The organism is Pseudomonas nitroreducens, from assembly GCF_014204515.1.
In the GTDB taxonomy this organism is placed as follows: Bacteria; Pseudomonadota; Gammaproteobacteria; order Pseudomonadales; family Pseudomonadaceae; genus Pseudomonas; species Pseudomonas nitritireducens_A.
In genome coordinates this window covers 18035-39336 of the sequence record NZ_JACHLI010000007.1, presented here as the reverse complement: position 1 = coordinate 39336, position 21302 = coordinate 18035, and the positions used below count along the sequence as shown (strand labels likewise).

The 21302-nt window shown below is 62.2% G+C and carries 21 protein-coding genes; 8 read left to right on the top strand and 13 right to left on the bottom strand.

The features are described 5' to 3' along the window. Nucleotides 1-124: 124 nt before the first annotated feature. The 5 genes from pilB (at nucleotide 125) to yacG (ending at nucleotide 4799) form a co-directional block, all read left to right on the top strand. Nucleotides 125-1828 (top strand): type IV-A pilus assembly ATPase PilB, encoded by a 1704-nt coding sequence (pilB, locus tag HNP46_RS11170; protein WP_184588796.1) that lies wholly within the window; start codon nucleotides 125-127, stop codon nucleotides 1826-1828. Between the two features lie 3 nt (nucleotides 1829-1831). Then, complete coding sequence (locus HNP46_RS11165; RefSeq protein ID WP_184588794.1) at nucleotides 1832-3049, top strand: type II secretion system F family protein; 1218 nt, start codon at nucleotides 1832-1834, stop codon at nucleotides 3047-3049. Nucleotides 3050-3052: 3 nt separating this feature from the next. Then, complete coding sequence (locus HNP46_RS11160) at nucleotides 3053-3925, top strand: prepilin peptidase (RefSeq protein ID WP_184588792.1); 873 nt, start codon at nucleotides 3053-3055, stop codon at nucleotides 3923-3925. Nucleotides 3926-3990: 65 nt separating this feature from the next. After that, a complete protein-coding gene (gene coaE / locus HNP46_RS11155; protein WP_184588790.1) occupies nucleotides 3991-4599 on the top strand; it encodes a dephospho-CoA kinase in 609 nt (202 codons plus the stop codon). Beyond that, nucleotides 4596-4799 (top strand): DNA gyrase inhibitor YacG, encoded by a 204-nt coding sequence (yacG, locus tag HNP46_RS11150; RefSeq protein ID WP_184588788.1) that lies wholly within the window; start codon nucleotides 4596-4598, stop codon nucleotides 4797-4799. Before coaE ends, yacG begins: the two co-directional genes overlap by 4 nt. 122 nt (nucleotides 4800-4921) lie before the next feature. Here the strand turns inward: yacG and HNP46_RS11145 are convergent, their stop codons facing one another. The 3 genes from HNP46_RS11145 to HNP46_RS11135 form a co-directional block, all read right to left on the bottom strand. Next, the gene (locus HNP46_RS11145) at nucleotides 4922-5137 is read right to left on the bottom strand and encodes a hypothetical protein (protein WP_184588785.1); all 216 of its coding nucleotides are present in this window, start codon (nucleotides 5135-5137) and stop codon (nucleotides 4922-4924) included. A gap of 106 nt (nucleotides 5138-5243) precedes the next feature. After that, nucleotides 5244-5933: an energy-coupling factor ABC transporter permease gene (locus HNP46_RS11140; protein WP_184588783.1), complete on the bottom strand. Its 690-nt coding sequence runs from the start codon at nucleotides 5931-5933 to the stop codon at nucleotides 5244-5246. Then, on the bottom strand, nucleotides 5930-6364 hold the full coding sequence (locus HNP46_RS11135) for an FAD/FMN-containing dehydrogenase (RefSeq protein ID WP_184589161.1): 435 nt from the start codon (nucleotides 6362-6364) through the stop codon (nucleotides 5930-5932). Before HNP46_RS11135 ends, HNP46_RS11140 begins: the two co-directional genes overlap by 4 nt. 121 nt (nucleotides 6365-6485) lie before the next feature. On the opposite strand from HNP46_RS11135, the gene HNP46_RS11130 reads away from it, so the two are divergent. From HNP46_RS11130 to HNP46_RS11120, 3 genes are all read left to right on the top strand, one after another. After that, a complete protein-coding gene (locus HNP46_RS11130; protein ID WP_184588781.1) occupies nucleotides 6486-7115 on the top strand; it encodes a DUF1780 domain-containing protein in 630 nt (209 codons plus the stop codon). A gap of 94 nt (nucleotides 7116-7209) precedes the next feature. Next, nucleotides 7210-7380 carry a DUF3094 domain-containing protein gene (locus tag HNP46_RS11125; RefSeq protein ID WP_184588779.1) on the top strand — a complete coding sequence of 57 codons (171 nt, stop codon included), beginning with the start codon at nucleotides 7210-7212 and terminating at the stop codon, nucleotides 7378-7380. A 53-nt stretch (nucleotides 7381-7433) separates the two neighbouring features. Further along, nucleotides 7434-8732 (top strand): NAD(P)/FAD-dependent oxidoreductase, encoded by a 1299-nt coding sequence (locus HNP46_RS11120; protein ID WP_184588778.1) that lies wholly within the window; start codon nucleotides 7434-7436, stop codon nucleotides 8730-8732. A gap of 274 nt (nucleotides 8733-9006) precedes the next feature. Here HNP46_RS11120 and cyoE read toward each other — a convergent pair whose 3' ends face one another. The 10 genes from cyoE to HNP46_RS11070 all read right to left on the bottom strand — a co-directional run bounded on the left by cyoE (nucleotide 9007) and on the right by HNP46_RS11070 (nucleotide 21284). After that, nucleotides 9007-9894, bottom strand: coding sequence for a heme o synthase (gene cyoE / locus HNP46_RS11115; RefSeq protein WP_184588776.1), 888 nt, complete (start codon nucleotides 9892-9894; stop codon nucleotides 9007-9009). An 11-nt stretch (nucleotides 9895-9905) separates the two neighbouring features. Further along, nucleotides 9906-10271 carry a cytochrome o ubiquinol oxidase subunit IV gene (gene cyoD, locus HNP46_RS11110; RefSeq protein WP_184588774.1) on the bottom strand — a complete coding sequence of 122 codons (366 nt, stop codon included), beginning with the start codon at nucleotides 10269-10271 and terminating at the stop codon, nucleotides 9906-9908. Further along, nucleotides 10271-10900, bottom strand: coding sequence for a cytochrome o ubiquinol oxidase subunit III (gene cyoC / locus HNP46_RS11105; protein WP_015475724.1), 630 nt, complete (start codon nucleotides 10898-10900; stop codon nucleotides 10271-10273). Before cyoC ends, cyoD begins: the two co-directional genes overlap by 1 nt. A 4-nt stretch (nucleotides 10901-10904) precedes the next feature. Next, on the bottom strand, nucleotides 10905-12887 hold the full coding sequence (gene cyoB / locus HNP46_RS11100) for a cytochrome o ubiquinol oxidase subunit I (protein WP_184588772.1): 1983 nt from the start codon (nucleotides 12885-12887) through the stop codon (nucleotides 10905-10907). 6 nt (nucleotides 12888-12893) lie between these two features. Next, a complete protein-coding gene (gene cyoA / locus HNP46_RS11095) occupies nucleotides 12894-13886 on the bottom strand; it encodes a ubiquinol oxidase subunit II (protein ID WP_184588770.1) in 993 nt (330 codons plus the stop codon). 510 nt (nucleotides 13887-14396) lie between these two features. Then, entirely contained in the window at nucleotides 14397-14645 is a 249-nt protein-coding gene (locus tag HNP46_RS11090) for a hypothetical protein (protein ID WP_184588767.1), read from the bottom strand. A gap of 174 nt (nucleotides 14646-14819) precedes the next feature. After that, the gene (locus HNP46_RS11085; protein WP_184588764.1) at nucleotides 14820-16427 is read right to left on the bottom strand and encodes a TolC family protein; all 1608 of its coding nucleotides are present in this window, start codon (nucleotides 16425-16427) and stop codon (nucleotides 14820-14822) included. A 5-nt stretch (nucleotides 16428-16432) separates the two neighbouring features. Further along, nucleotides 16433-17737 (bottom strand): HlyD family type I secretion periplasmic adaptor subunit, encoded by a 1305-nt coding sequence (locus HNP46_RS11080; protein WP_184588762.1) that lies wholly within the window; start codon nucleotides 17735-17737, stop codon nucleotides 16433-16435. Nucleotides 17738-17744: 7 nt separating this feature from the next. Then, nucleotides 17745-19934 carry a type I secretion system permease/ATPase gene (locus HNP46_RS11075; RefSeq protein ID WP_260403135.1) on the bottom strand — a complete coding sequence of 730 codons (2190 nt, stop codon included), beginning with the start codon at nucleotides 19932-19934 and terminating at the stop codon, nucleotides 17745-17747. A 444-nt stretch (nucleotides 19935-20378) separates the two neighbouring features. Beyond that, nucleotides 20379-21284 carry an OmpA family protein gene (locus tag HNP46_RS11070; protein ID WP_184588761.1) on the bottom strand — a complete coding sequence of 302 codons (906 nt, stop codon included), beginning with the start codon at nucleotides 21282-21284 and terminating at the stop codon, nucleotides 20379-20381. Between the last annotated feature and the right edge of the window lie 18 nt (nucleotides 21285-21302).

Here is a 21302-nt window from a genome sequence, read left to right as displayed (position 1 = left end):
CCCGTAAATTTTGACCTTGGCAGGCTCCACACAAGAAAGATGCGGGCCAGGTCACACTCATTGAAATAGAGCAGCAATCATACTAACCTGCAATTTTGGAAGCAGAGCCAGCCAAGAGCCACATATGAACGATATCGTAAACCTTACGGGACTCGCCAAGCAACTTGTATTAACCGGGCTCCTAGATGAAAAAACTGCAACCCAGGCTTACATGCAAGCGAAGAAAGACAGGATCCCGCTACCAACCTTTCTTTCGCAAAATAAAATAATAGACAGCCTGAAAGTCACCGAAGTTTCTGCCGAACAATTCGGCATTGCTTACTTCGACTTAAGCACACTTGATAAGGAATGGATCCCCAAGGAGCTGGTTTCCGAGAAGCTGGTACGACAGCACCGCATCATCCCTTTATGGAAGCGCGGCACCAAACTTTTCATCGGAATATCTGACCCCACTAACCATCAAGCCATAACCGACATCCAGTTCAGTACCGGCCTGACCACTGAAGCGATCCTGGTCGAAGACAATAAACTGGGCGAAGCGATAGAAAAACTGTTTGAAAGCAGTTCGGACAGCCTTGCCGATCTCGCCGATGTAGATCTCGATGGACTGGATCTGGAAACCGTCGATGAATCGAAGCAGGACAACACCTCGACTTCCGACGCCGATGACGCCCCCGTCGTACGTTTCGTCAATAAAATGTTGCTTGATGCCATCAAAGGTGGCTCCTCCGACTTGCACTTCGAGCCTTATGAAAGGATTTATAGAGTTCGCTTCCGCACTGACGGAATGTTGCACGAAGCTGCCAAACCCCCCATTCAACTGGCCAGCCGAATTTCCGCACGTCTGAAAGTGATGGCTGGGCTGGATATTTCCGAGCGCCGTAAGCCGCAGGACGGCCGCATCAAAATGCGTGTTTCCAAGACCAAGTCGATCGACTTCCGCGTGAATACGCTGCCAACCCTGTGGGGTGAGAAAATTGTCATGCGGATTCTCGACTCTGCCAGCGCGCAAATGGGAATCGATGCCCTGGGTTATGAAGAAGCACAGAAGCAGCTTTACCTCGACGCCCTCAAGCAACCCCAGGGCATGATCTTAGTGACCGGGCCTACTGGTTCCGGCAAGACTGTGTCGCTCTATACCGGCCTTAATATTCTCAATACATCGGATATCAATATTTCCACGGCTGAAGATCCCGTGGAGATCAACCTGGAAGGCATCAATCAGGTCAACGTCAACCCTCGTCAAGGCATGGATTTTGCGCAAGCTCTCCGCGCCTTCCTGCGCCAGGATCCCGACGTGATCATGGTGGGCGAAATCCGTGACCTGGAAACGGCCGAAATCGCCATCAAGGCTGCGCAGACCGGGCACATGGTGATGTCGACCTTGCACACCAATAGCGCCGCGGAGACTCTGACGCGCCTGTTGAACATGGGCGTAGCGTCGTTCAACCTGGCCACCTCCACCAACCTGATCATCGCCCAACGCCTAGCCCGCAAGCTTTGCTCGCATTGCAAGAAGGAACATGAGGTTCCTCAGGAAACGTTGCTGCACGAAGGGTTCCCCGCAGACAGCGTCGGCAAATTCAAGCTTTATTCCCCTGTAGGGTGCGAAAATTGCAAGAACGGCTACAAGGGACGTGTGGGTATTTATGAAGTGGTTAAAATCACGCCCGCCCTACAGCGCATTATCATGGAAGAAGGCAATTCCATTCAGATCGCCGAACAGGCCCGCAAAGAAGGCTTCAACGATCTGCGCACCTCGGGCCTGCTCAAGGCCATGCAAGGCATCACCAGCCTCGAGGAAGTCAACCGCGTGACCAAGGATTAATCCATGGCGGAAAAAGTATTGAAGAGCAGTGTCTTTACCTGGGAAGGCACTGATCGCAAGGGTGGGAAGGTCAAAGGGGAGCTGTCGGGGACCAATACGGCCTTGATCAAGGCCCAGTTGCGCAAGCAAGGCATCAACCCGACCAAGGTACGCAAGAAGGGCATTTCGCTGCTGAGCCGTGGCAAGAAGATCAAGCCCATGGACATCGCCCTGTTCACCCGACAAATGGCGACGATGATGGGCTCTGGTGTCCCCCTGCTGCAATCGTTCGACATCATCGGCGAGGGTTTCGATAACCCGAATATGCGTAAGCTAGTCGAAGAGGTTAAACAGGAAGTCGCATCAGGTAACAGCCTGGCTAACTCACTGCGCAAGAAGCCACAGTATTTCGATGATCTCTACTGCAATCTGGTAGACGCTGGCGAACAATCCGGCGCTTTGGAAACTCTGCTGGATCGAGTGGCGACTTACAAAGAAAAAACCGAATCGCTTAAGGCGAAGATCAAGAAGGCGATGACCTATCCGATCGCCGTGGTGGTGGTGGCAGTCATCGTTTCCGCCATCCTGTTGATCAAGGTAGTCCCTCAGTTCCAAGCCGTTTTTGCCAACTTTGGAGCGGAGCTTCCAGCATTCACTCGAATGGTCATCTCTCTTTCAGATGTCCTGCAGGAGTGGTGGTTCATCGTACTGATAGCGCTCTTTGCAGCCGCGTTCGCACTAAGGGAGCTTCATCGGCGCTCCGAGAAGTTCAGGGACTCCGTTGATCGCGGCGTGCTTCGGGTACCCATAGTCGGCGATATCCTCTACAAGTCTGCCGTAGCAAGGTATGCACGCACGTTGTCGACCACCTTCGCAGCGGGTGTTCCCCTGGTCGAAGCTTTGGACTCCGTTTCCGGCGCGACAGGCAACGTGGTCTTCCGCAACGCGGTGAACAAGATCAAGCAAGACGTTTCTTCCGGCACTCAGCTCAACTTCTCCATGCGCACCACGGGTGTGTTCCCCAGCATGGCTATCCAGATGGCAGCCATCGGCGAAGAGTCCGGCTCGCTGGACAACATGCTGGATAAAGTTGCTGGTTACTACGAAGAAGAAGTGGACAACGCCGTCGACAACCTCACCACCCTGATGGAGCCGATGATCATGGCTGTGCTGGGTGTTCTCGTGGGTGGCCTGATCATCGCCATGTACCTGCCGATCTTCCAACTGGGCAACGTCGTCTAAATCATGCCTGTTCTCGACTTCCTGGCCAGCACCCCGCTGGCCTTTGTTTTATGCGTCCTCGTGCTCGGCCTGCTGGTTGGCAGCTTCCTCAATGTGATGATCCATCGCCTGCCGAAGATGATGGAGCTGGGCTGGCAGCGGGAGGCCAGGGAAGCGTTGGGGTTGCCTGAGGAACCCTCCACGGGCACCTATAACCTGATCCTGCCGAACTCGCAGTGCCCCCAGTGCGGTCATGAGATCAAGCCTTGGGAAAACGTTCCGCTGGTCAGTTGGCTGGCGCTGCGCGGCAAGTGTTCTTCATGCAAGGCGCCGATCAGCAAGCGCTATCCGCTGATCGAGCTGGCCAGCGGCGTGTTGTCGGCATACATCGCCTGGCATTACGGCTTCGGCTGGCAAGCCGGCGCCATGTTGCTGCTGGGCTGGGGTCTGCTGGCGATGAGCATGATCGACGTCGATCACCAGCTGCTGCCGGACGTCCTGGTGCTGCCGCTGCTCTGGCTGGGGCTGATCGTCAATTACTTCGGGCTGTTCACCAACCTCGGCGATGCGCTCTGGGGCGCAGTGTTCGGTTACCTGAGCCTATGGTCGGTGTACTGGCTGTTCAAGCTGATCACCGGCAAGGAAGGCATGGGCTACGGCGACTTCAAGCTGCTGGCGATGCTGGGCGCCTGGGGGGGCTGGCAGGTGCTGCCGCTGACCATTCTGCTGTCGTCCCTGGTGGGCGCGGTGCTGGGCGTGATCATGCTGCGCCTGCGCAACGCCGAGACCAGTACGCCGATCCCTTTCGGCCCCTATCTGGCGATTGCCGGCTGGATTGCGCTGCTCTGGGGTGATCAAATAACCGCGACCTATCTGCAGTTCGCCGGTTTCCGCTAGCCGTCTCCCACGCCGAGTCTCTTCGGCGCTTCCGGACGGCCGGCGGGACGGCTGAAAGGAGAACGATGAAACCCTGGATTCTGGGCCTTACCGGCGGAATCGGCAGCGGCAAGAGCGCCGCCGCCGAGCATTTCGCCTCATTGGGCATCCACATGGTCGACGCCGACCATGCCGCGCGCTGGGTAGTCGAGCCTGGCCGCCCTGCCCTGGCGAAGATCGTCGAGCGTTTCGGCGACGCCATGCTGTTGCCTGACGGCCAACTCAACCGCGCCGCCCTGCGCGAGCGCATCTTCAAGGCCGAAGAGGAACGTCGCTGGCTGGAGCACCTGCTTCACCCGCTGATCGGTCAGGAGATCGCTTCCAACCTGGCGCAGGCGCAATCGCCCTACGCCATCCTGGTCTCGCCGCTGCTGGTGGAGTCCGGCCAGTACCGCATGACCCAGCGCGTGCTGGTGGTGGATACGCCGGAACATCTGCAACTGGAGCGCACCATGCGCCGCGACCAGGTGTCCGAAGAACAGGTCCGCTCGATTCTCAAGGCCCAGGCCTTGCGCGATGACCGACTCAAGCACGCGGACGACGTGCTGCTCAACGATGGCGACCTCGACCACCTGCACCAGCAGGTCGAGCGTCTGCATCAGTTCTATCTCGGCCTGCGTGGAGGACAACCATGAGCCAACCCCTGACCGTGGAATGCCCGACCTGCGGCGCCCCAGTTGAATGGACTGCCAAGAACGAATACCGGCCCTTCTGCTCGCACCGCTGCAAGCTGATCGACCTCGGCGCCTGGGCGGCGGAAGAGCACGCGATTCCGGGTGACAATCTGGAAGACGAGTTGTTTTCCGGCGATCTGGACAAGCCGCGCGGGCACTGAGTCTGCCCTTGTAGGAGCGAGCTTGCTCGCGAGCCACTGCAAGCACTGTCATCGACGGTGGTTCGCAAGCAAGCTCGCTCCTACGAAAAGCCAAAAGCCGCCTTTCGAGGCGGCTTTTTCGTTCAGGGCCGCATGAAGGTGTAGTCCCTTTCCGTATCCAGGTTATCGGCGAGGAAGTTCAGTTCCGCACCCAGATCGGCCTCGCTACGCACCTGGGCATTGGCCTGCACCACCACGCTCAGCAGCGCCCTCAGGGTCAGTTGTGGGTCCTGTCCGGCCGCCTCGGCCTCGATCAGCAGTTCCTGGAGGCGCTGTTCGGCCCAGCTGTGAATGCTCATTGGCAATCTCCTTGCGAAGGGGGGCCAAGCTTCCCTGATACTGGGAGGTTTCCGAACTGACCTGGATCAAACCGCCGGAGCCATGGGTCTCACCGATGGCCGAACATCAGCGCGGCTCATCGTCATCCTTCCACGGTGCCTGCAGGTAGCGCGTGCGGTTGAAGGTTTCCAACCAGTCCGGATAGAAGACCACCAGCCCGGTGACGATGGTGCCGTTGATGAAGGCCTCGGGGAACATGATCAGCCAGAGGTAGCCGATGAAATCCTCGATCCATGGCGGCATCGGGAACAGCCCGTCCATCCATAGCAGACCGAGGCCCAGCAGCAGGCTGCACACCGCCGCCAGCGCCGCCGGGAAGAAGCCTGAACAGAAGATGTAGACGAACAGGTTGCGCGGCTGCCGGCGCTCGACGAGGATCGCCGCCAGCTCGGTGATGACCACCGGGATCAGCACCAGCAGGATGCCGTTGACGCCAATGGCCGCCCAGTCCTGGCGGCCGATGGCGCACAGGCCGAGCTGCGCGACCAGGCCAACGATGATCGCCAGCGGCCAGTCCAGCAGCAGGGTTACGGCAGTCATGCCGATGAAGTGGAAGGACACCCCGGAAGCGAAATCCCGCCGCACCAGCCAGAGCAGGAACAGCCCGAGCATGGTGCCGAACACCAGATGCTGGCGGCGGAAGTCGCTGACCAGCTCCAGCCACGGCGCGCGCCAGATGGCCCAGGCGACGATGGGCAGGTAGATCGCCCAGCCGATCTCCAGAGTTTCCGCCGACAGCAACTGCGCGGCGATCACGGCGTGCCTCGCTCCAGCGCCTGACGCAGGGCCTGGGCCGAATCGAACTGCTGGGTAGTGACTACCTGGCCATGCTCCAGTTGCAGCCAGGTCACCGCGTCGGCCTGGGCTGGGAAGCGGCTGGCCACCCGCGGTTCGCGATCGAGCAACACGCGGTAGGTGTAATCGCGCATGGCGGGGACGGCGAACATCTTCGAGATGGGCGCGGGCATGCGGCTGATATCGGCAACGAAGGCGGCATTGCGCGCCTCCAGATAGCCGGCCGGGCGATCCGCCAGCGCGGCCTTCACCAGCTTCGAGCCGGCCATGTCGTGGGCCACCAGCAGGACCTTGAGGTCGGCGTTCGCCGTGTAGGGCTTGTCGAACTGGTCCAGCAAGGTCCAGCCAATGGCGGGCGCATCCTGCGCCACCGCCACGCTCGCCAGAACCATCCACAGCAATCCGCCCAGCAGTCGTCTCACGCTTCCCCCTCGTCCGCAACGGTCAATGATTGGCAACAGTCTACACCGCACTGGACGCCCGCCCGCTGCCGCCAGCAACTATGCTGGAGGCATGAACGAGTCCGACTATCTGCGCCTGCTGACACGCCAGGCGGAACAAGCCAACGACTTCCTCTCCAACTCGCGCAAGTGGGAGCGGGAGTGCTGGGCCTGCCAGCGGCTGCTGCAGGCACTGAAGGTGCCGTATCGCCAGGAAGACTTCATCGCCCCCACGCAGCAACCGCCGGACGTGCTGTTCCGCGACGCCAGCTTCGAGGTGTTCTTCGTCCTCGATCAGGGCCGCCGGCTCAACGAGGAGTGGAAGGAAGAGCTGCTGCGCCGGCGCATGGCCCAGAGTCTTAACCAGTTGATCCGCCGCGAGCAGCGTCCCAAGCGGATTCCCTGTGCGGAATTGCAGGCGCGCCTGGCGCCGACGCTGCGCAAGAAGGCGCACAACTACACCGAGCGCGGCATCGACCCGCGCGAACTGGATCTGCTGGCCTTCGTCAGCCTCAAGCGCGAGACGCCGGACTTCAACACGCCCTTCCCCCCACCCACCGAGTACCTGCGCCAGGGTTGGCGCTCGCTGTCGGTGGTCGGCCCGACTTTCGCCCGCGTGCTGTTCGCCCATAGCGATGCGCCGGATTTTCTGCGCGGTAGCCTGGGCCGCAGCATCCTGTTCGACATGGGCGTCGGCCTGTAAACAGACGCCCACGCAAAGCTGCATTGATCGGCGGCGCATTGAGAGGCCGCGCAAGCCCTACTAGAATGCTCGACATTATAAACGGAGGCCGCCCATGCCCAGTCGCCTGAGCCCCGAAGACCAGCAGAAGGTCGATCAGTACCTCAGCTCTCCCGTCCACCAGGTCGAACGCCAGCCGTTCAAACCCTGGCTGATGATGGGGGCCTTGCTCGCTGTGGTCATCGCCCTGGGTTTGCTGAGCCGCCTCCTGGCCTACCTTGCGTGAGCGCCGTGCCGCCACGGGCCGATACAGGATTCCTTAAGCTATGAGAATGCACCATGTCCCATCGTATCGTGATCGTCGGCGGCGGCGCCGGCGGGCTGGAGCTCGCGACCCGTCTCGGCCGCACCCTGGGTAAAAAGGCCAAGGCGCGCATTACGCTCGTCGACGCCAACCTCACCCACATCTGGAAACCCCTGCTGCACGAAGTCGCCGCTGGCTCGCTCAACTCCTCCGAGGATGAGCTGAACTATGTCGCCCAGGCGAAATGGAACCACTTCGAATTCCAGCTCGGCCGTCTCGACGGCCTGGACCGCGCGAGCCAGCGCATCCAGCTCGCCGCCACGCTCGATGAGCAGGGTGAAGAGCTGGTGCCGGCACGCAGCCTGGAATACGACACGCTGGTCCTTTCCATCGGCAGTACGACCAACGACTTCGGCACCCAGGGCGCCGCGGATCACTGCATCTTCCTGGATACCCGCGAGCAGGCCGAGCGCTTCCACAAGCAGCTGCTGACCCACTACCTGCGCGCCCACGCCGGGCAGGACAAGGACGACCAGATCAGCGTTGCCATCGTTGGTGCCGGTGCCACCGGCGTCGAGCTGTCAGCCGAGTTGCACCACGCCGCGCAGGAGCTGGCAGCCTACGGCCTGACCGGCATCCAGCCGCAGAACATGCGCATCACCCTGATCGAGGCCGGCCCGCGCGTATTGCCGGCGCTGCCCGAGCGCATCAGCCGCCCGGTGCACCAGACGCTGGAGAAGCTCGGCGTGCGCGTGCTGACGGGTTCGGCTGTGCAGGAAGTGACGGCCGAAGGCCTGCGCACGGCAGTGGGCGAGTTCATTCCGGCGAGCCTGAAGGTCTGGGCCGCGGGCATCCGCGCGCCGAGCCTGCTCAAGGACATCGATGGCCTGGAGACCAACCGCATCAACCAGCTGGTGGTCCGCCCTACCCTGCAGACCACCCGCGACGACAACGTCTTCGCCTTCGGCGACTGCGCCGCCTGCCCCATGGGCGACGGCAGCGACCGTACCGTGCCGCCCCGCGCCCAGGCTGCGCACCAGCAGGCTTCGCTGCTGGCCAAGGCCATAGTCGCGCGCCTGGAGGGCAAGCCGCTGCCGGAGTACCGCTACACCGACTATGGCTCGCTGATCTCGCTGTCGCGCTTCAGCGCGGTGGGCAACCTGATGGGTAACCTGATGGGCAGCGTGAAGCTCGAAGGCTGGCTGGCGCGGATGTTCTACGTGTCGCTGTACCGCATGCACCAGATGGCGTTGTACGGGCCGTTCCGCACGGCGTTGCTGATGATCGCGGATCGTATTGGGCGCAGTACCGAGCCGCGTTTGAAGCTGCACTGATCGGATAGCTATCGCGGACGGAGTCCGCTCCTACAAGATCAAAAGCCCCTCACCCTAACCCTCTCCCGCAAGCGGGAGAGGGGACAGTTCAGTGCAGGTTGGCACCTCAGTATCAGCCGGCACGGACGGCCCCTCTCCCTTCGGAGCGGGGCGCGTAGCCAGGGTTGGGGTGAGGGCAACGCTTGGCACAAGCCTCCAATCTCGCTCCCACCAAAAGATGCCAGGCACAAAAAAGCCGCCCCGAAGGGCGGCTTTTTCGTTGCAGCGAGCAGCCTTACAGCGCCGCCAGCATCGACTGGGCCGGGATGGCCTGGAAGTCGATGGACATCATCAGGCTCAGCACGCTGATCGCGATGATGGAGAAGGCGAACAACTGGCGCGCCCAGCGGCGGTCGTCTTCGGCACTGAAGCCTTTGACCGCAATGAACAGCCACCAGGCACTGACGGCCAGCGCCACCACCAGGTAACCGTAGCCGGCGAAGCCGGTCACGGTCAGCAGCAGGGTCGCCAGGCCGAAGGCCACGACGTAGTAGAGGATCTGCTTCTTGGTCGCTTCGATGCCCCGCTCCACCGGCAGCACGGGAATCCCGGCGGCGCGGTAGTCGTTGAGGCGGAAGATCGCGATGGCGTAGCTGTGCGGCATCTGCCAGAGGCAGAAGATCAGCAGCAGCACCGCCGCGCCCATGTCGAAGTGACCGCTGGCGGCGCAGTAGCCCACCACCGGCGGCATGGCTCCGGAGAGACTGCCGACCAGCGTGCCGTAGACCGAGCTGCGCTTGAGCCAGAGGCTGTAGAGCACGACGTAGACGAAGAAGCCGAACGCAGCGAGCAGGGTTGCCTGTACGTTGGTCTTCCACATCAGCAGGCCGAAGCCCGCCGCGCCGAGGACCACGCCGTGGGCCAGGGCGGCCTTCAGCGAGATCTGCCCGGTCACGGTGACACGGCTGCGGGTACGCTCCATGAAGCGATCGATGTCGCGGTCGATGCAGTTGTTGAATACACAACCGCTGGCAACGACCAGGGACAGGCCGATCACGGTGGCCAGCAGCAGCATCGGGTCAACGCTGCCGCGGGCGGCGAGGAAGTATCCCCCCGCCACCGCGATCAGGTTGCCGAAGATGATGCCTGGCTTTGCGACCAGCAGGTAACGCTTGAGTTTCACGGCATCGGCCCTCAGGGCATCGGCATCATCAGGGTGTCTGCGGTGTAGATGATCCACAGCGACAGACCGACCACCAGCAGGATGATGATGGCGGTGAAGATGAATGCCATGACGTTCCAGCGACCTTCGGAGCTGAAGTTCATGTGCAGGAAGCAGATCAGGTGCACGACGACCTGGACCAGACCCAGGATCACCATGGTCAGCAGGGTGGCGTGACGCGAGAAGCCGCCGTCGATGACCATGTAGAACGGGATCGCGGTCAGGATCACCGAGAGCACGAAGCCGATGGCGTACGAGCCCAGGCTGCCGTGGCCGGCACCGTGGTTGTCGTTGCCGTGGGCGCCATGGGAGTCGTGATGATGTGCAGCAGCGGACATTACAGAGCCCCCATCAGGTAGACGACGGTGAAGACGCAGATCCAGACGATGTCCAGGAAGTGCCAGAACAGGCTCAGGCACATCATGCGGGTGTTGTTCTGCGCGGTCAGGCCACGGGTGCCGATCTGTGCCATCAGCACCAGCATCCACAGCAGGCCTGCGGATACGTGCAGGCCGTGCATGCCGACCAGGGTGAAGAAGGACGACAGGAAGGCGCTGCGGCTCGGGCCGAAGCCTTCGACGATCAGGTGATGGAACTCGTTGAGTTCCATGCCGATGAACGCGGCACCGCAGAGGAAGGTCACGCCCAGCCAGGCGATGGCCTTGCCCTTGGCACCCTTGTGCGCGGCCAGCATGGCCAGGCCGTAGGTGCAGGAGGAGATCAGCAGGATCGCGGTTTCGACGGCCACGTAGGGCAGTTCGAAGATGTCCTTGCCGCTCGGGCCGCCGGCCGTGTGGTTGACCAGCACGGCGTAGGTGGCGAAGACGCTGGCGAACAGGATGCAGTCGGTCATCAGGTACAGCCAGAAGCCGAAGACCGTCATGCCGCCGCTGTCGTGCGCGTGGTCGTGGTCGTGCGCCGCTTCGTGCGTATCGACCAGGTGTTGATTCAGTACTGCCGTCGACATGGTTTTATACCTGCTGCGCGGTGGCGAGTTTCTGGAAGTTGGCGTTTTCGATGCGCTCGATCTCATCCGGCTGGACGTAGTAGTCCACATCGGTGATGTAGCTGCGCACGATGACCGAAGCGATCATGCCGACGAAGCCAACGCCCACCAGCCACCAGATGTGCCAGATGGCGGCGAAGCCGAAGATGAAGGCGAACAGCGCGATGGAGAAACCAGCGGCGGTGTTCTTCGGCATATGGATCGGTGCATAGGCCGGCAGCTTGCGGTACGCGGTACCGGTCTGCTTCATCTCGTGGAACGCGTCGATGTCGTTGACCTTCGGCAGTTCGGCGAAGTTGTAGTACGGCGGCGGCGAGGAAGTGGACCATTCCAGGGTACGGCCACCCCACGGGTCGCCGGTCAGGTCGGCCAGCTTGTCGCGGTTCTTGATCGAGACGAACAGCTGGATCAGTTGGCAGGCGATACCGAAGAAGATCAGCACGGCGCCACAGAAGGCCACCACCATGTACGGCTGCCACATCGGGTTTTCGTAGTGGTTCAGGCGACGGGTCATGCCCATGAAGCCGAGTACGTACAGCGGCATGAAGGCCATGTAGAAGCCGACCAGCCAGCACCAGAACGAGCGCTTGCCCCACTTCTCGTCCAGCTTGAAGCCGAAGGCTTTCGGGAACCAGAAGACGAAGCCGGCCAGGTAGCCGAACACCGCACCACCGATGATGGTGTTGTGGAAGTGGGCGATCAGGAACAGGCTGTTGTGCAGCAGGTAGTCAGCGCCCGGGATGGCCAGCAGAACGCCGGTCATGCCACCGATGGTGAAGGTGACGATGAAGCCCAGGGTCCACAGGATCGGGGTGTCGAAACGCAGGCGGCCACGGTAGATGGTGAACAGCCAGTTGAACAGCTTCACCCCGGTGGGGATGGAGATGAGCATGGTCGCCACGCCGAAGAAGCCGTTGACGTCGCCGCCCGAGCCCATGGTGAAGAAGTGGTGCAGCCACACGGTGAAGCCGAGGAAGGTGATCGCGGCGCTCGCCCACACCATCGAGGTGTAGCCGAACATTTTCTTGCCAGCGAAGGTCGCGGTGACTTCGGAGAAGATACCGAAGGCCGGCAGGATCAGGATGTACACCTCAGGATGGCCCCAGGCCCAGAAGAGGTTGATGTACATCATGGCGTTGCCGCCCAGCTCGTTGGTGAAGAAGTGCATGTCGAAGTAGCGGTCCAGCGACAGCAGGCCCAGGGCCGCGGTCAGGATCGGGAACGACGCAACGATCAGGATGTTGGCGAAGGTGCAGGTCCAGGTGAAGATCGGCATCTGCATCAGCTTCATGCCGGGGGTGCGCATCTTGAACACGGTCACCAGGAAGTTGATACCCGTGAGCAAGGTACCCATACCCGATATCTGCAGTGCCCAGATGTAGTAGTCCACACCCACGCCCGGGCTGTAGGCCAGCTCGGACAGCGGCGGGTAAGCGACCCAGCCGGTACGGGCGAATTCGCCCAGGCCCAGCGAGACGTTCACCAGCATGGCGCTGACGACCAGCAACCAGAAGCTCAGCGAGTTCAGGAACGGGAACGCCACGTCGCGTGCGCCGATCTGCAGCGGCACGGCCAGGTTCATCAGACCGGTCATGAAGGGCATGGCCATGAAGATGATCATGATCACGCCGTGAGCGGTGAAGATCTGGTCGTAGTGTTCCGGCGGCAGGTAGCCGTGGTTGGCGCCTTCAGCCAGCGCGAGCTGGCCGCGCATCATGATGGCGTCGGCGAAGCCGCGCAGGAGCATGACCAGGGCGACGATGATGTACATCACGCCGATTTTCTTGTGGTCGATGGACGTCAGCCACTCGGTCCACAGGTAGGTCCACTTGCGGTAGTAGGTGATCGCGCCGAACACGCCGAGCGCCGCGAGGGCGACGACAGCCAGCGTGATGACGATGATCGGCTCGTGATACGGCACGGCCGACAGTGTCAGTTTCCCGAACATCTGCAGTTACTCCTGGCTCGGATTCATTTGCATGCCAGGCATGCCTTGCATGTTGCTCATGTCGTGGCCCGCCATGGCGGTCTCGTCATGGGCTTTGCCGTGCTCGCCGCTCTCGGCCTGCTCTTTGGCTTCGTGGGCCTTGGCCATTGCGTGGCCAGCGTGTTCCCACTTGTTCAGCACGTGGGAGAACAGCTCGGGGCTGACGGTGGCGAAGTAGGTCGCGGGGACGTTCTCGGTGGGTTTCACCAGCTCCGGGTACTGATCCAGGTTCAGGGTCTGCTGCGAGGCCTTGACCTTCGCGACCCAATCCTGGAAGCCCTGCTCGGAGGTGGAGATGGCCTTGAACTTCATGCCCGAGAAACCGCCGCCGCTGTAGTTCGCGGAGATGCCGTCGAACACGCCTTCTTCGTTGGCGATCAGGTGCAGCTTGGTCATCATTCCGGCCATGGAGTAGATCTGGCTACCCAGCTGCGGGATGAAGAACGAGTTCATCACCGAATCCGAGGTGATCTGGAAGTTCACCGGGGTGTCTTTCGGGAAGGCGATTTCGTTGACGGTGGCGATGCCCTGTTCCGGGTAGATGAACAGCCACTTCCAGTCCAGCGAGATGGCCTGGATGGTCACCGGCTTGACCTCGGAGTCCAGCGGACGATACGGGTCCAGCTTGTGGGTGCTCTCCCAGGTGATCCAGCCGAGCACGGCGATGATCAGGCAGGGAACCAGCCACACCACCAGCTCGATCTTGGTCGAGTGGGACCAGTCCGGCATGTAGGTGGCTTTGGTGTTCGAAGCCCGGTATTTCCAGGCGAAACCGAAGGTCATCAGGATGACCGGCACCACCACGATCAGCATCAGCAGGGTTGCCGTGATGATCAGGGACTTCTCGTCGGCGCCGACCTGCCCTTTCGGGTCGAACAGCGCCATGTTGCAACCACCGAGCATCAGCATCGGCAGCCACGCAAGTCTCTTCAAAATTCCTGTGTACTGCTCTTTTTTCATCATGCGGCCTTAGTGGATGAAAATCGCTTCACCGCCCATGAGCCTTCGCCAGACATCGCTCGACGACTCGTTACCCGCGACCCTTCCAGGTCGCCTGCCAGGGCTGTCATGGATTCACGAACGCGGCCGCAGGGATTCCGGGCAAAGGGAGGTCGCCCGGTATTCGCGATGCGAAACCGATTTCGTCAGCTGATTCGTTCCGTGATTGTTCAGCGTGGGGTGTCTGGACTGGCGCTCGTTTCGGACACGCGCGTCGCACACCTAATGCACGAGGGGATTGCCCGCCTCGTCTTATGACAGGAGCCCACCGATGGCAGCCCCCTGTTGTTATGCCGCTGCACCGATGGGTGAACACTGGCCATGATCTGCGTCAGTGCGACTCAGCGATTTGGGGGTAGGAAATGGACGGCGGGTATTACAAAGCATTTCAGAAACCCCTTTCAAGGCCCATTCTGCCCATTTTTAACAAGATATTTTCTCAGCCAGAGAAACAGTCTTGGGCACAATCGCTCAGAAAACGACCAATTCACTCAGCCGGCGCAGGGCTATTGCCTCCCTGCCAGGGGCTTGCACGCGCGTGCCATGGGACTGTGTCAGAACCATGAAACACGCGGCTTCCAGCGCATCGGGAGAGCAGCCTGGAGAACGGCCAACGCCTTTGGCAAAGACCTTGCCATGACGGCGATCAAGAACCTTTTCGAAAGCGCTGAATACGCCCTGCGCACCCTGCGACACATCGACGCAGCGGAACTTTTGCAAGGCGCAAAGTCATTCAAATTGTGACGATGGTGCAGGAAGTGCACCTGCGGGAGAAACTCTTCACGGCATGCCCGCACATACTCACGGACGAGTCGAGCCATCACGACCGCCGTGGCGGACATGTCGGAAAGAGGGGGTGGTGCCAGAGGCTGGGCAGTCTGCCGCGCCGCTCGATCAGCGGGTGGCCGACTCGTCGCCTGGAGCCAGCCAGGCCATCAGGCCGCTGGTTTCAGCGCGGATGCGCAGGTCGGAAGTCTTCGCGTCGAAGTAGGTATCGGAAGCCGCGATCTGCGCCGTGTAGTACTCGTTCTCAGCGATCAGCACATCCAGCAGGGTGCGCTTGCCCAGGTGATACCACTGGTCATAGAACATCTTGCGCACGCGGTCGGATTCGGCGAGCAGCGCCTGGTAGTCCTGGACCCGCGATGCCGACAGGTCACGCTGCTCGGCCAGGTTGCGGATCAGGTATTCCGACTCGCGCCGCGAGCTCTCCATCTTCTGCTCCGCCGCATTGGCCCGGGCATAGGCCGCACGTTGCGCCGCCGAGGCAGAACCGCCGGAGAAGGCCGTCCACTCCACCGCCAGCCCGGTCGACCAGGGCTCCTTGTTATCGAGCATGTTCTCGCCGGTGTTGCGACCCACGACCCAGTTCAGTTTCGGGAAACGCGCGGACTTCACCGAATCGGCGTTGGCCAGCGCAGCTTCCTTCTCCCAGCGTGCCTGACGTTGGGACGGCGTGTCGTTGAGCTGGGCCAGCGCATCCTGCATCGGCATCGGCGTCCAATCCCACTTGGCGTTGGCCGGCACGGTAATGTCTTCGCCCACCAGCTTGGCCAGGGTCGTCTTGGTCTGCTGCAGTTTGGACTGCACCAGGTCACGAGCCGTTTCTGCCTGCAGCAGGCGCGAACGGGCCTGCACCACTTCACTGCGTCGACCGGGGTCGACCTCGGCAATCTGCGACAGCATATTCACCAGCTCACGCATGCGCGCCACGTAACGGTCGCTGATTTCCAGCGAATTCTGCTGGTGGGCCAGCTCCACCACCGATGAAGCCGTGTTGTAGGCCACCGAGACTTCAGACTGCGCCTTGGCTTCCTCCTGGGCGTTCGCGGTGTTCTTGCGGCTGTCGATGGTGTGGCCGATAGCGCCGAAGTCATACACCGGGGTAACCATCTGCACCGTGGTGGAGCCGTTGTTTTCGTAGTCGCTCTTGCTGCTCTGCAACGTCTTGGACGCGGCGCTGATCTGTACCTGCGGCCAACGCGCGCCCTTGGCCTGATCCACGTCGCCCTTGGCCGCCTGCCAATTGGCATCGGCCTGGCGCATTTCCGGGCTGATGCGCAATGCCGTGCCCACCAGTTCGCGGATGTAGGCCAGCGAAGCTTCGTTGCTGCCCAGGCTGCTGACCGCTACACCGGGCTTGATCTCCTCCGGCAGGCTCAGATCAAGCTTGGCTGCCGGAGCCTTGTCAGGACTGGCGGAAGGCGTCTTCGCCTGTGCCGGTTGAGAGCGCTCCACCGGGGCGACCGGTTGCTTGGTTTCGGAAGGCGTCGCAGTAGCGATGGAGGCCACCAGCTCGCCACGCAACGCACCGCCGGTCAGTGTCACAGCAGTAGCTTCCTTGGGCTGGGAATAAAAGCTCAGCGCCCCGCCCAGGTTGTCATCGGCCAAGACGGCGTCGACACCAGCGCCCAGCGAGGAGATCGCCGCGATCAGAGCGGAACGGCAGAATCGCCAACGCTTTCCAGAAGGTTGATAGGAGAAGTCTTTAAGGGTTTTCATTGCTGTCATCTCTCGCGGAAAGCCTCACGCGCTTTCAGCGCAGGCTTGAGTATGTAATCCAGGATGGTTTTTTCCCCGGTACGGATTTCCGCGGTCGCGGTCATGCCGGGAATGATCGGGAAATGCTTGTCGCCCTTGCTCAGTTCCGCTTCGTCGGTACGTACCAGAACGCGGTAGAACGAGGTGTCCGGACGGCCCGCACGGGCCATCTCGTCATCCTTGATGGTGTCGGGACTGATCAGCTCGACCTTGCCGGTGAGGCCCCCGTAGATGGCGTAGTCGTAGGCGGAAATCTTCACCGTGGCTGGCAGGCCGGGGCGCAGGAAGGCCACGTCGGCAGGACGGATCTTTGCCTCGACCAGCAGGCGATCCTCCAGCGGGACGATCTCCATGATGTCCTGCCCCTGCTGGATCACCCCGCCAATGGTGTTGACCCGCACGTTCTTCACGATGCCCTTGAGCGGCGCAGTGATAGTGGTGCGCTTCATCACGTCCTCGCGGCCGGCGGCGCTTTCCAGGGACTGCGCCAGTTCGCTCTCCACCCGCGTCAGATCGGCGTTGGCATCGGAGCGGTACTTGTTGCGCCGCTCGCTGATCTGCAGGTTGAACTCGTTGGCCTGGCGCTTCATGCGCAGGATCTCCACATCGGAAATCAGGCCCTGCTTGGCCAGTCGTTCGGACACGGTCAGTTCGCCCTGAGCCAACGACAGGCTCTTCTGCAGGCCGGCGATGCCATCCTCCAGCGCATGACGGCGGGCGTTATAGGCTTCCGTCTCGGCCTCGACGATCGAAGGCACCGCCTTCACGTCATCAGGGAATACCAGCGGCTGGCCGTAGGCCTCCGATCGCAGGCGGACCAGCTGCCCCTTGAGTGCCAGAGCCTTGGACTGCGCTTCGCGGTAGCTCGCGTTGGCGCGGGTCGGGTCGATCTTCAGCAGAACCTGCCCCGCCTCCACCACGTCGCCTTCCTTGACGTTCATCTGCTCCAGAATGCCGCCCTCCAGGCTCTGGATGACCTGCTCGCGACTGGAAGGAATCACCCGGGCCTCGCCCTTGGTGATCTCCTCCACTCTGGCGAAGTAGGCCCAGACGATGATTCCGGTAAAAACTGCCGCGATCAGCAGCAGTACCACGGTGCTCGCCGTTGTCTTCTGCGAGATCAGCGCCGCCTGCAGATCGGAGACGTAGGACAGGTCGTTCTCACGCAGACGCGCCACTTCCTTGGCATAGGGAGTGATGTTCGGCGCCACGGCCTTGGCGGGTTCCACCACGGCCGGCACCGACGCTTGGGTGTCAGGGGTATCAGTCATCGCATGTTCACCGAGTAGCGGCCGGGGCCTTGCCCGGCGCAGCAGAGTTGTTGGCCTGCAGGGCACGCAGCACTTCATCCTTGGGCCCATCGGCAACGATCTGCCCGGAATCCACGACGATCAGCCGATCGATCTGCTCCAGCACCGAGAAGCGGTGCGTGACCACCACCAGGGTGCGTCCCTGGGTGGCGCTCTCCAGGCGCTGGAGGAACAGGCGCTCGGTCTGCATGTCCATGCCGCTGGTGGGCTCGTCGAGCAGCAGCACCTGGGGCTGCAGCAGCAGCGAGCGCGCCAGGGCGACCAGTTGGCGCTGCCCGCCGGACAGCGCCTGGCCCATCTCGCCCACCGGACGGTCGTAACCCAGCGGATGGCTGGCCGCGACCGCATCCAGGCCGGTCAGCTTGACCACGTGGACCAGCTCCTCGCTGGTCGCCGAGGGTTTGCCGATCACCAGGTTGTCGCGCAGTGAACCGAAGAACAGGCGCGCGTCCTGGCCGACAAAGCCGACCGCGGAGTTCCAGTCCGCCGGGTCGATCTGCTCGGCGTCGATGCCATTGATCAGCAACTGGCCTTCCACCGGCTGGTAGAGCCGCGCCATGACCCGCAACAGGGTGGACTTGCCGCTGCCGATACTGCCGACGATGGCGACCCGCTCGCCGTGCTTGATCGTCAGGCTGATGTTGTTCAGCACCGTGGGGCGCGGCTGCATCGGTGGCGCCGGGTAGGAAAACTTCAGGCGGCGCAGCGACAAGGTGGCGTTCTTCGGTGCATCCAGGTAGCGCCGGCTGTTATCGCGAACCGTGGGAATCTCCATCAGCTGGTTCAGCGAGTGCAGTGCGGTCTTCGCCTGCTGGTAGCGCACCGCCAGACCCACGGCGCTGGCCAGCGGGGCCAGGGCACGGCCACTGAGCAGCACCATGCCGACCAGCGCACCCTGGGTCATGTCGCCATCGCCGATCCGGTAGACGCCCCACAGCACCAGCATCACGGTAGTCAGCTGGGTGATCAGCGACACCGAGTTGGCGGCCATGTTGGACAGCGCCTTGGTCTTGATCGACGAGGCAGCCAGCTGGGCGCTGAAGTCTTCCCAGCGACGCAGCATGCTGCCTTCGGCGTGGGTGGCCTTGAGCGTCTCGACGCCCTCGATCGCCTCGATCAGCAGGCCATGCTTCTGCGAGGCCTCGCGAAGGTTTTCCTTCATGAAGCGAGACAGCGGCAACTGGATGTAGGCGCATAGCCCCAGCAGAACGATCATCGAGCCCAGCGGCACCATCGCCAGCGGGCCGCCGATGAGGAACAGGACGAAGATGAACAGCAGGACGAAGGGCAGGTCTGCCAGGGTAGCCAGCGAAGCCGAGGTGATGAAGTCGCGGACCGACTCGAACTCGCGGAACTGGTTGGCGAAGGAGCCGGCTGACGGCGGCTTGTGCTCCAGTCGAACCTCCAGCAATTGACGGAACAGGATCGAGCCCAGGATCAGGTCGGCCTTCTTGCCGGCGCTGTCGATCAGGAAGGCGCGCACCTGCCGCGAGGTGAATTCGAAGCCAATCGCCAGCAGCACGCCGGCCGCCAGCGACCAGAGGGTGACATAGGCCTGGGTCGGCACGACCCGGTCGTACACGTTCATGATGAAGAAGGTGCTGGCCAGCGCCAGGACGTTGATCAGCAGGGTGGCCAGGGCGGCGCTGTAATAGAAGCGGCGGTACTTCCACAGCGTGGAGAACAGCCAGTGGCCCTTGCCTTCCCCTCGCGGGATCTCGGTACGCGCATCCGGAGCAGGTTTGGGACGCACCAGCAGCGCGTAGCCCAGGTAGTTTTCCTGCAGCTCGGCCGCACTCAGGGTGATGCTGCCGCCACCCGCCTCGGGCACCAGCAATTCGAATTCCTCGCCGCGGCGGGCGACCAGGATGCGCGCCTCGCCATTGCGGAACAGCAGCATCAGCGGGAACAGATAGGAAGACAGCTCCGCGGGGCGCCGCTTGACCCAGCCGGCGCCGATGCCAACCTGTTCGAGCATGCGTACGACCATGCTCGGCCGCAGGCGTTGGTCGCGCGGCAAACCCGCGTACAGAGACTCCAAGGACACCGGACGCTCGAAGTGGGCGCAGAACCAGCGTACCCCCGCCAGCAGGCTGTCGTTATCGGAAGAAACGCCCAGGTCGACCTCGGTCGTCATGGGCGTTGGAGAGGGATTCATGGCGCGCACCTTAAGGGGAGGAGAAGCTGTGCGCATGGTAGAAATGCCCCGATTCCACGGGCATCAGAAAACCCTGATTGGGCTGACGTACCTTTCCTTCGCCTGACTAGGCGAATGCCCCGGCCCTCTTCAAAGGTCGTCCGTGAACGGGAAAACCGTGACGTGAAGCCGGCTTGGTTCCCAGGCAGCGCAGCGTTCCGGCGCCGCTGGAAAGTCGAGGGCAAGTTCGCCCGACAGCAGGCGACGCAGCCGCTCCTGCTCGCTACGGTCGCCAGGCCCGAGGCGACTTGCAGCAGGATTCAGGCGCAAGAGGACACGCAGGGCATCTGAAGAACCAGGCAAGACAAAGGCCCCTTCCGGGGCCTTTGTTGTTCCGCTCCTGGCGCTATGCAGGACCGAGGTGGGCGATCGAAACGCCAGGGCACCTGAACCCGCAGGCCGGGGTTACTCCTGGCCGTTCTGGATGATCACCTCCACGCGGCGGTTTGGCGCGTTGCAGGCGATGCGGGCATTGCGCGAACCGCTTTCGCACTGCACCACCGGCTCGGAGCTGCCGCGGCCGCTGGCGTGCAGCAGGCTGGCCTGGATGCCCTGTTCCTGCAGAACACGGCGGATGGTTTCGGCGCGCTGCTGGGACAGACGCAGGTTGGCTGCGGCTTTGCCGATGGAGTCGGCGTGGCCGACTACATCGATGCTGCTGACGTTGGGCTGCTGCTGGATGTCCTGTACGGCCTTGTTCAGCATCTCGCGACCTTCAGGGGTCAGGTCCTTGTAGCCACTCTTGCCGAACAGGAAGAGTACGTCGCTGCGCAGGGTGAGCTTGGTTTCACCCTGGCACGGCACTACCGAGCTGGCACGGCTGATCACGTGGATCTGCCGGCGCAGGCCTTGCAGGCTCTGCTCGGCTTCGCGGCCGGTGTGCACGATCGGCGTGCTGCCGGTGAGCGGGGCTTCCAGGACGTAGGTCTGGCCGCCACTGAGCTTGGCGTAGCTCTGCGGGTTGCGCTTGCCGGTATACAGCGGCGCGTCGCCGATGTAGGTCTCCAGCGAGTGCTCGCCGGCCGGGGTGCAGAAGGTGGTATAGCCGCCGGGCATCAGGGCGCTCTGCAGCTGACCGTCAATGTAGACGTGGGCGGCTTCCTTGCCGGTGTCGTTGCCGCGGAACATGACGATCTGCGACTGATTGGCAGCCACGGCTTCGACCTTCTGATAGGGCTCGCCGTAGATTGCTCGGTTGCTGGAGGCCGCCAAGCTCTCGGGGGTTTGCAGCCCCACGCATACGGCTGCCGCCAGCACTGCAAAGGCCAGGCGCCACGAGTGTTTGGACTGCGCGGCGCGCGGTTGGATCATTTGCGAAATCATTTAGGA

What these genes read in the sequence shown, in the direction of transcription:
- pilB (WP_184588796.1), top strand. Translation starts at nt 125, where the DNA reads ATGAACGATATCGTAAACCTTACGGGACTCGCCAAGCAACTTGTATTA.
- HNP46_RS11165 (WP_184588794.1), top strand. Translation starts at nt 1,832, where the DNA reads ATGGCGGAAAAAGTATTGAAGAGCAGTGTCTTTACCTGGGAAGGCACT.
- HNP46_RS11160 (WP_184588792.1), top strand. Translation starts at nt 3,053, where the DNA reads ATGCCTGTTCTCGACTTCCTGGCCAGCACCCCGCTGGCCTTTGTTTTA.
- coaE (WP_184588790.1), top strand. Translation starts at nt 3,991, where the DNA reads ATGAAACCCTGGATTCTGGGCCTTACCGGCGGAATCGGCAGCGGCAAG.
- yacG (WP_184588788.1), top strand. Translation starts at nt 4,596, where the DNA reads ATGAGCCAACCCCTGACCGTGGAATGCCCGACCTGCGGCGCCCCAGTT.
- HNP46_RS11145 (WP_184588785.1), bottom strand. Translation starts at nt 5,137, where the DNA reads ATGAGCATTCACAGCTGGGCCGAACAGCGCCTCCAGGAACTGCTGATC.
- HNP46_RS11135 (WP_184589161.1), bottom strand. Translation starts at nt 6,364, where the DNA reads ATGGTTCTGGCGAGCGTGGCGGTGGCGCAGGATGCGCCCGCCATTGGC.
- HNP46_RS11130 (WP_184588781.1), top strand. Translation starts at nt 6,486, where the DNA reads ATGAACGAGTCCGACTATCTGCGCCTGCTGACACGCCAGGCGGAACAA.
- HNP46_RS11125 (WP_184588779.1), top strand. Translation starts at nt 7,210, where the DNA reads ATGCCCAGTCGCCTGAGCCCCGAAGACCAGCAGAAGGTCGATCAGTAC.
- HNP46_RS11120 (WP_184588778.1), top strand. Translation starts at nt 7,434, where the DNA reads ATGTCCCATCGTATCGTGATCGTCGGCGGCGGCGCCGGCGGGCTGGAG.
- cyoD (WP_184588774.1), bottom strand. Translation starts at nt 10,271, where the DNA reads ATGTCCGCTGCTGCACATCATCACGACTCCCATGGCGCCCACGGCAAC.
- cyoC (WP_015475724.1), bottom strand. Translation starts at nt 10,900, where the DNA reads ATGTCGACGGCAGTACTGAATCAACACCTGGTCGATACGCACGAAGCG.
- cyoB (WP_184588772.1), bottom strand. Translation starts at nt 12,887, where the DNA reads ATGTTCGGGAAACTGACACTGTCGGCCGTGCCGTATCACGAGCCGATC.
- cyoA (WP_184588770.1), bottom strand. Translation starts at nt 13,886, where the DNA reads ATGAAAAAAGAGCAGTACACAGGAATTTTGAAGAGACTTGCGTGGCTG.
- HNP46_RS11085 (WP_184588764.1), bottom strand. Translation starts at nt 16,427, where the DNA reads ATGAAAACCCTTAAAGACTTCTCCTATCAACCTTCTGGAAAGCGTTGG.
- HNP46_RS11080 (WP_184588762.1), bottom strand. Translation starts at nt 17,737, where the DNA reads ATGACTGATACCCCTGACACCCAAGCGTCGGTGCCGGCCGTGGTGGAA.
- HNP46_RS11075 (WP_260403135.1), bottom strand. Translation starts at nt 19,934, where the DNA reads ATGAATCCCTCTCCAACGCCCATGACGACCGAGGTCGACCTGGGCGTT.
- HNP46_RS11070 (WP_184588761.1), bottom strand. Translation starts at nt 21,284, where the DNA reads ATGATCCAACCGCGCGCCGCGCAGTCCAAACACTCGTGGCGCCTGGCC.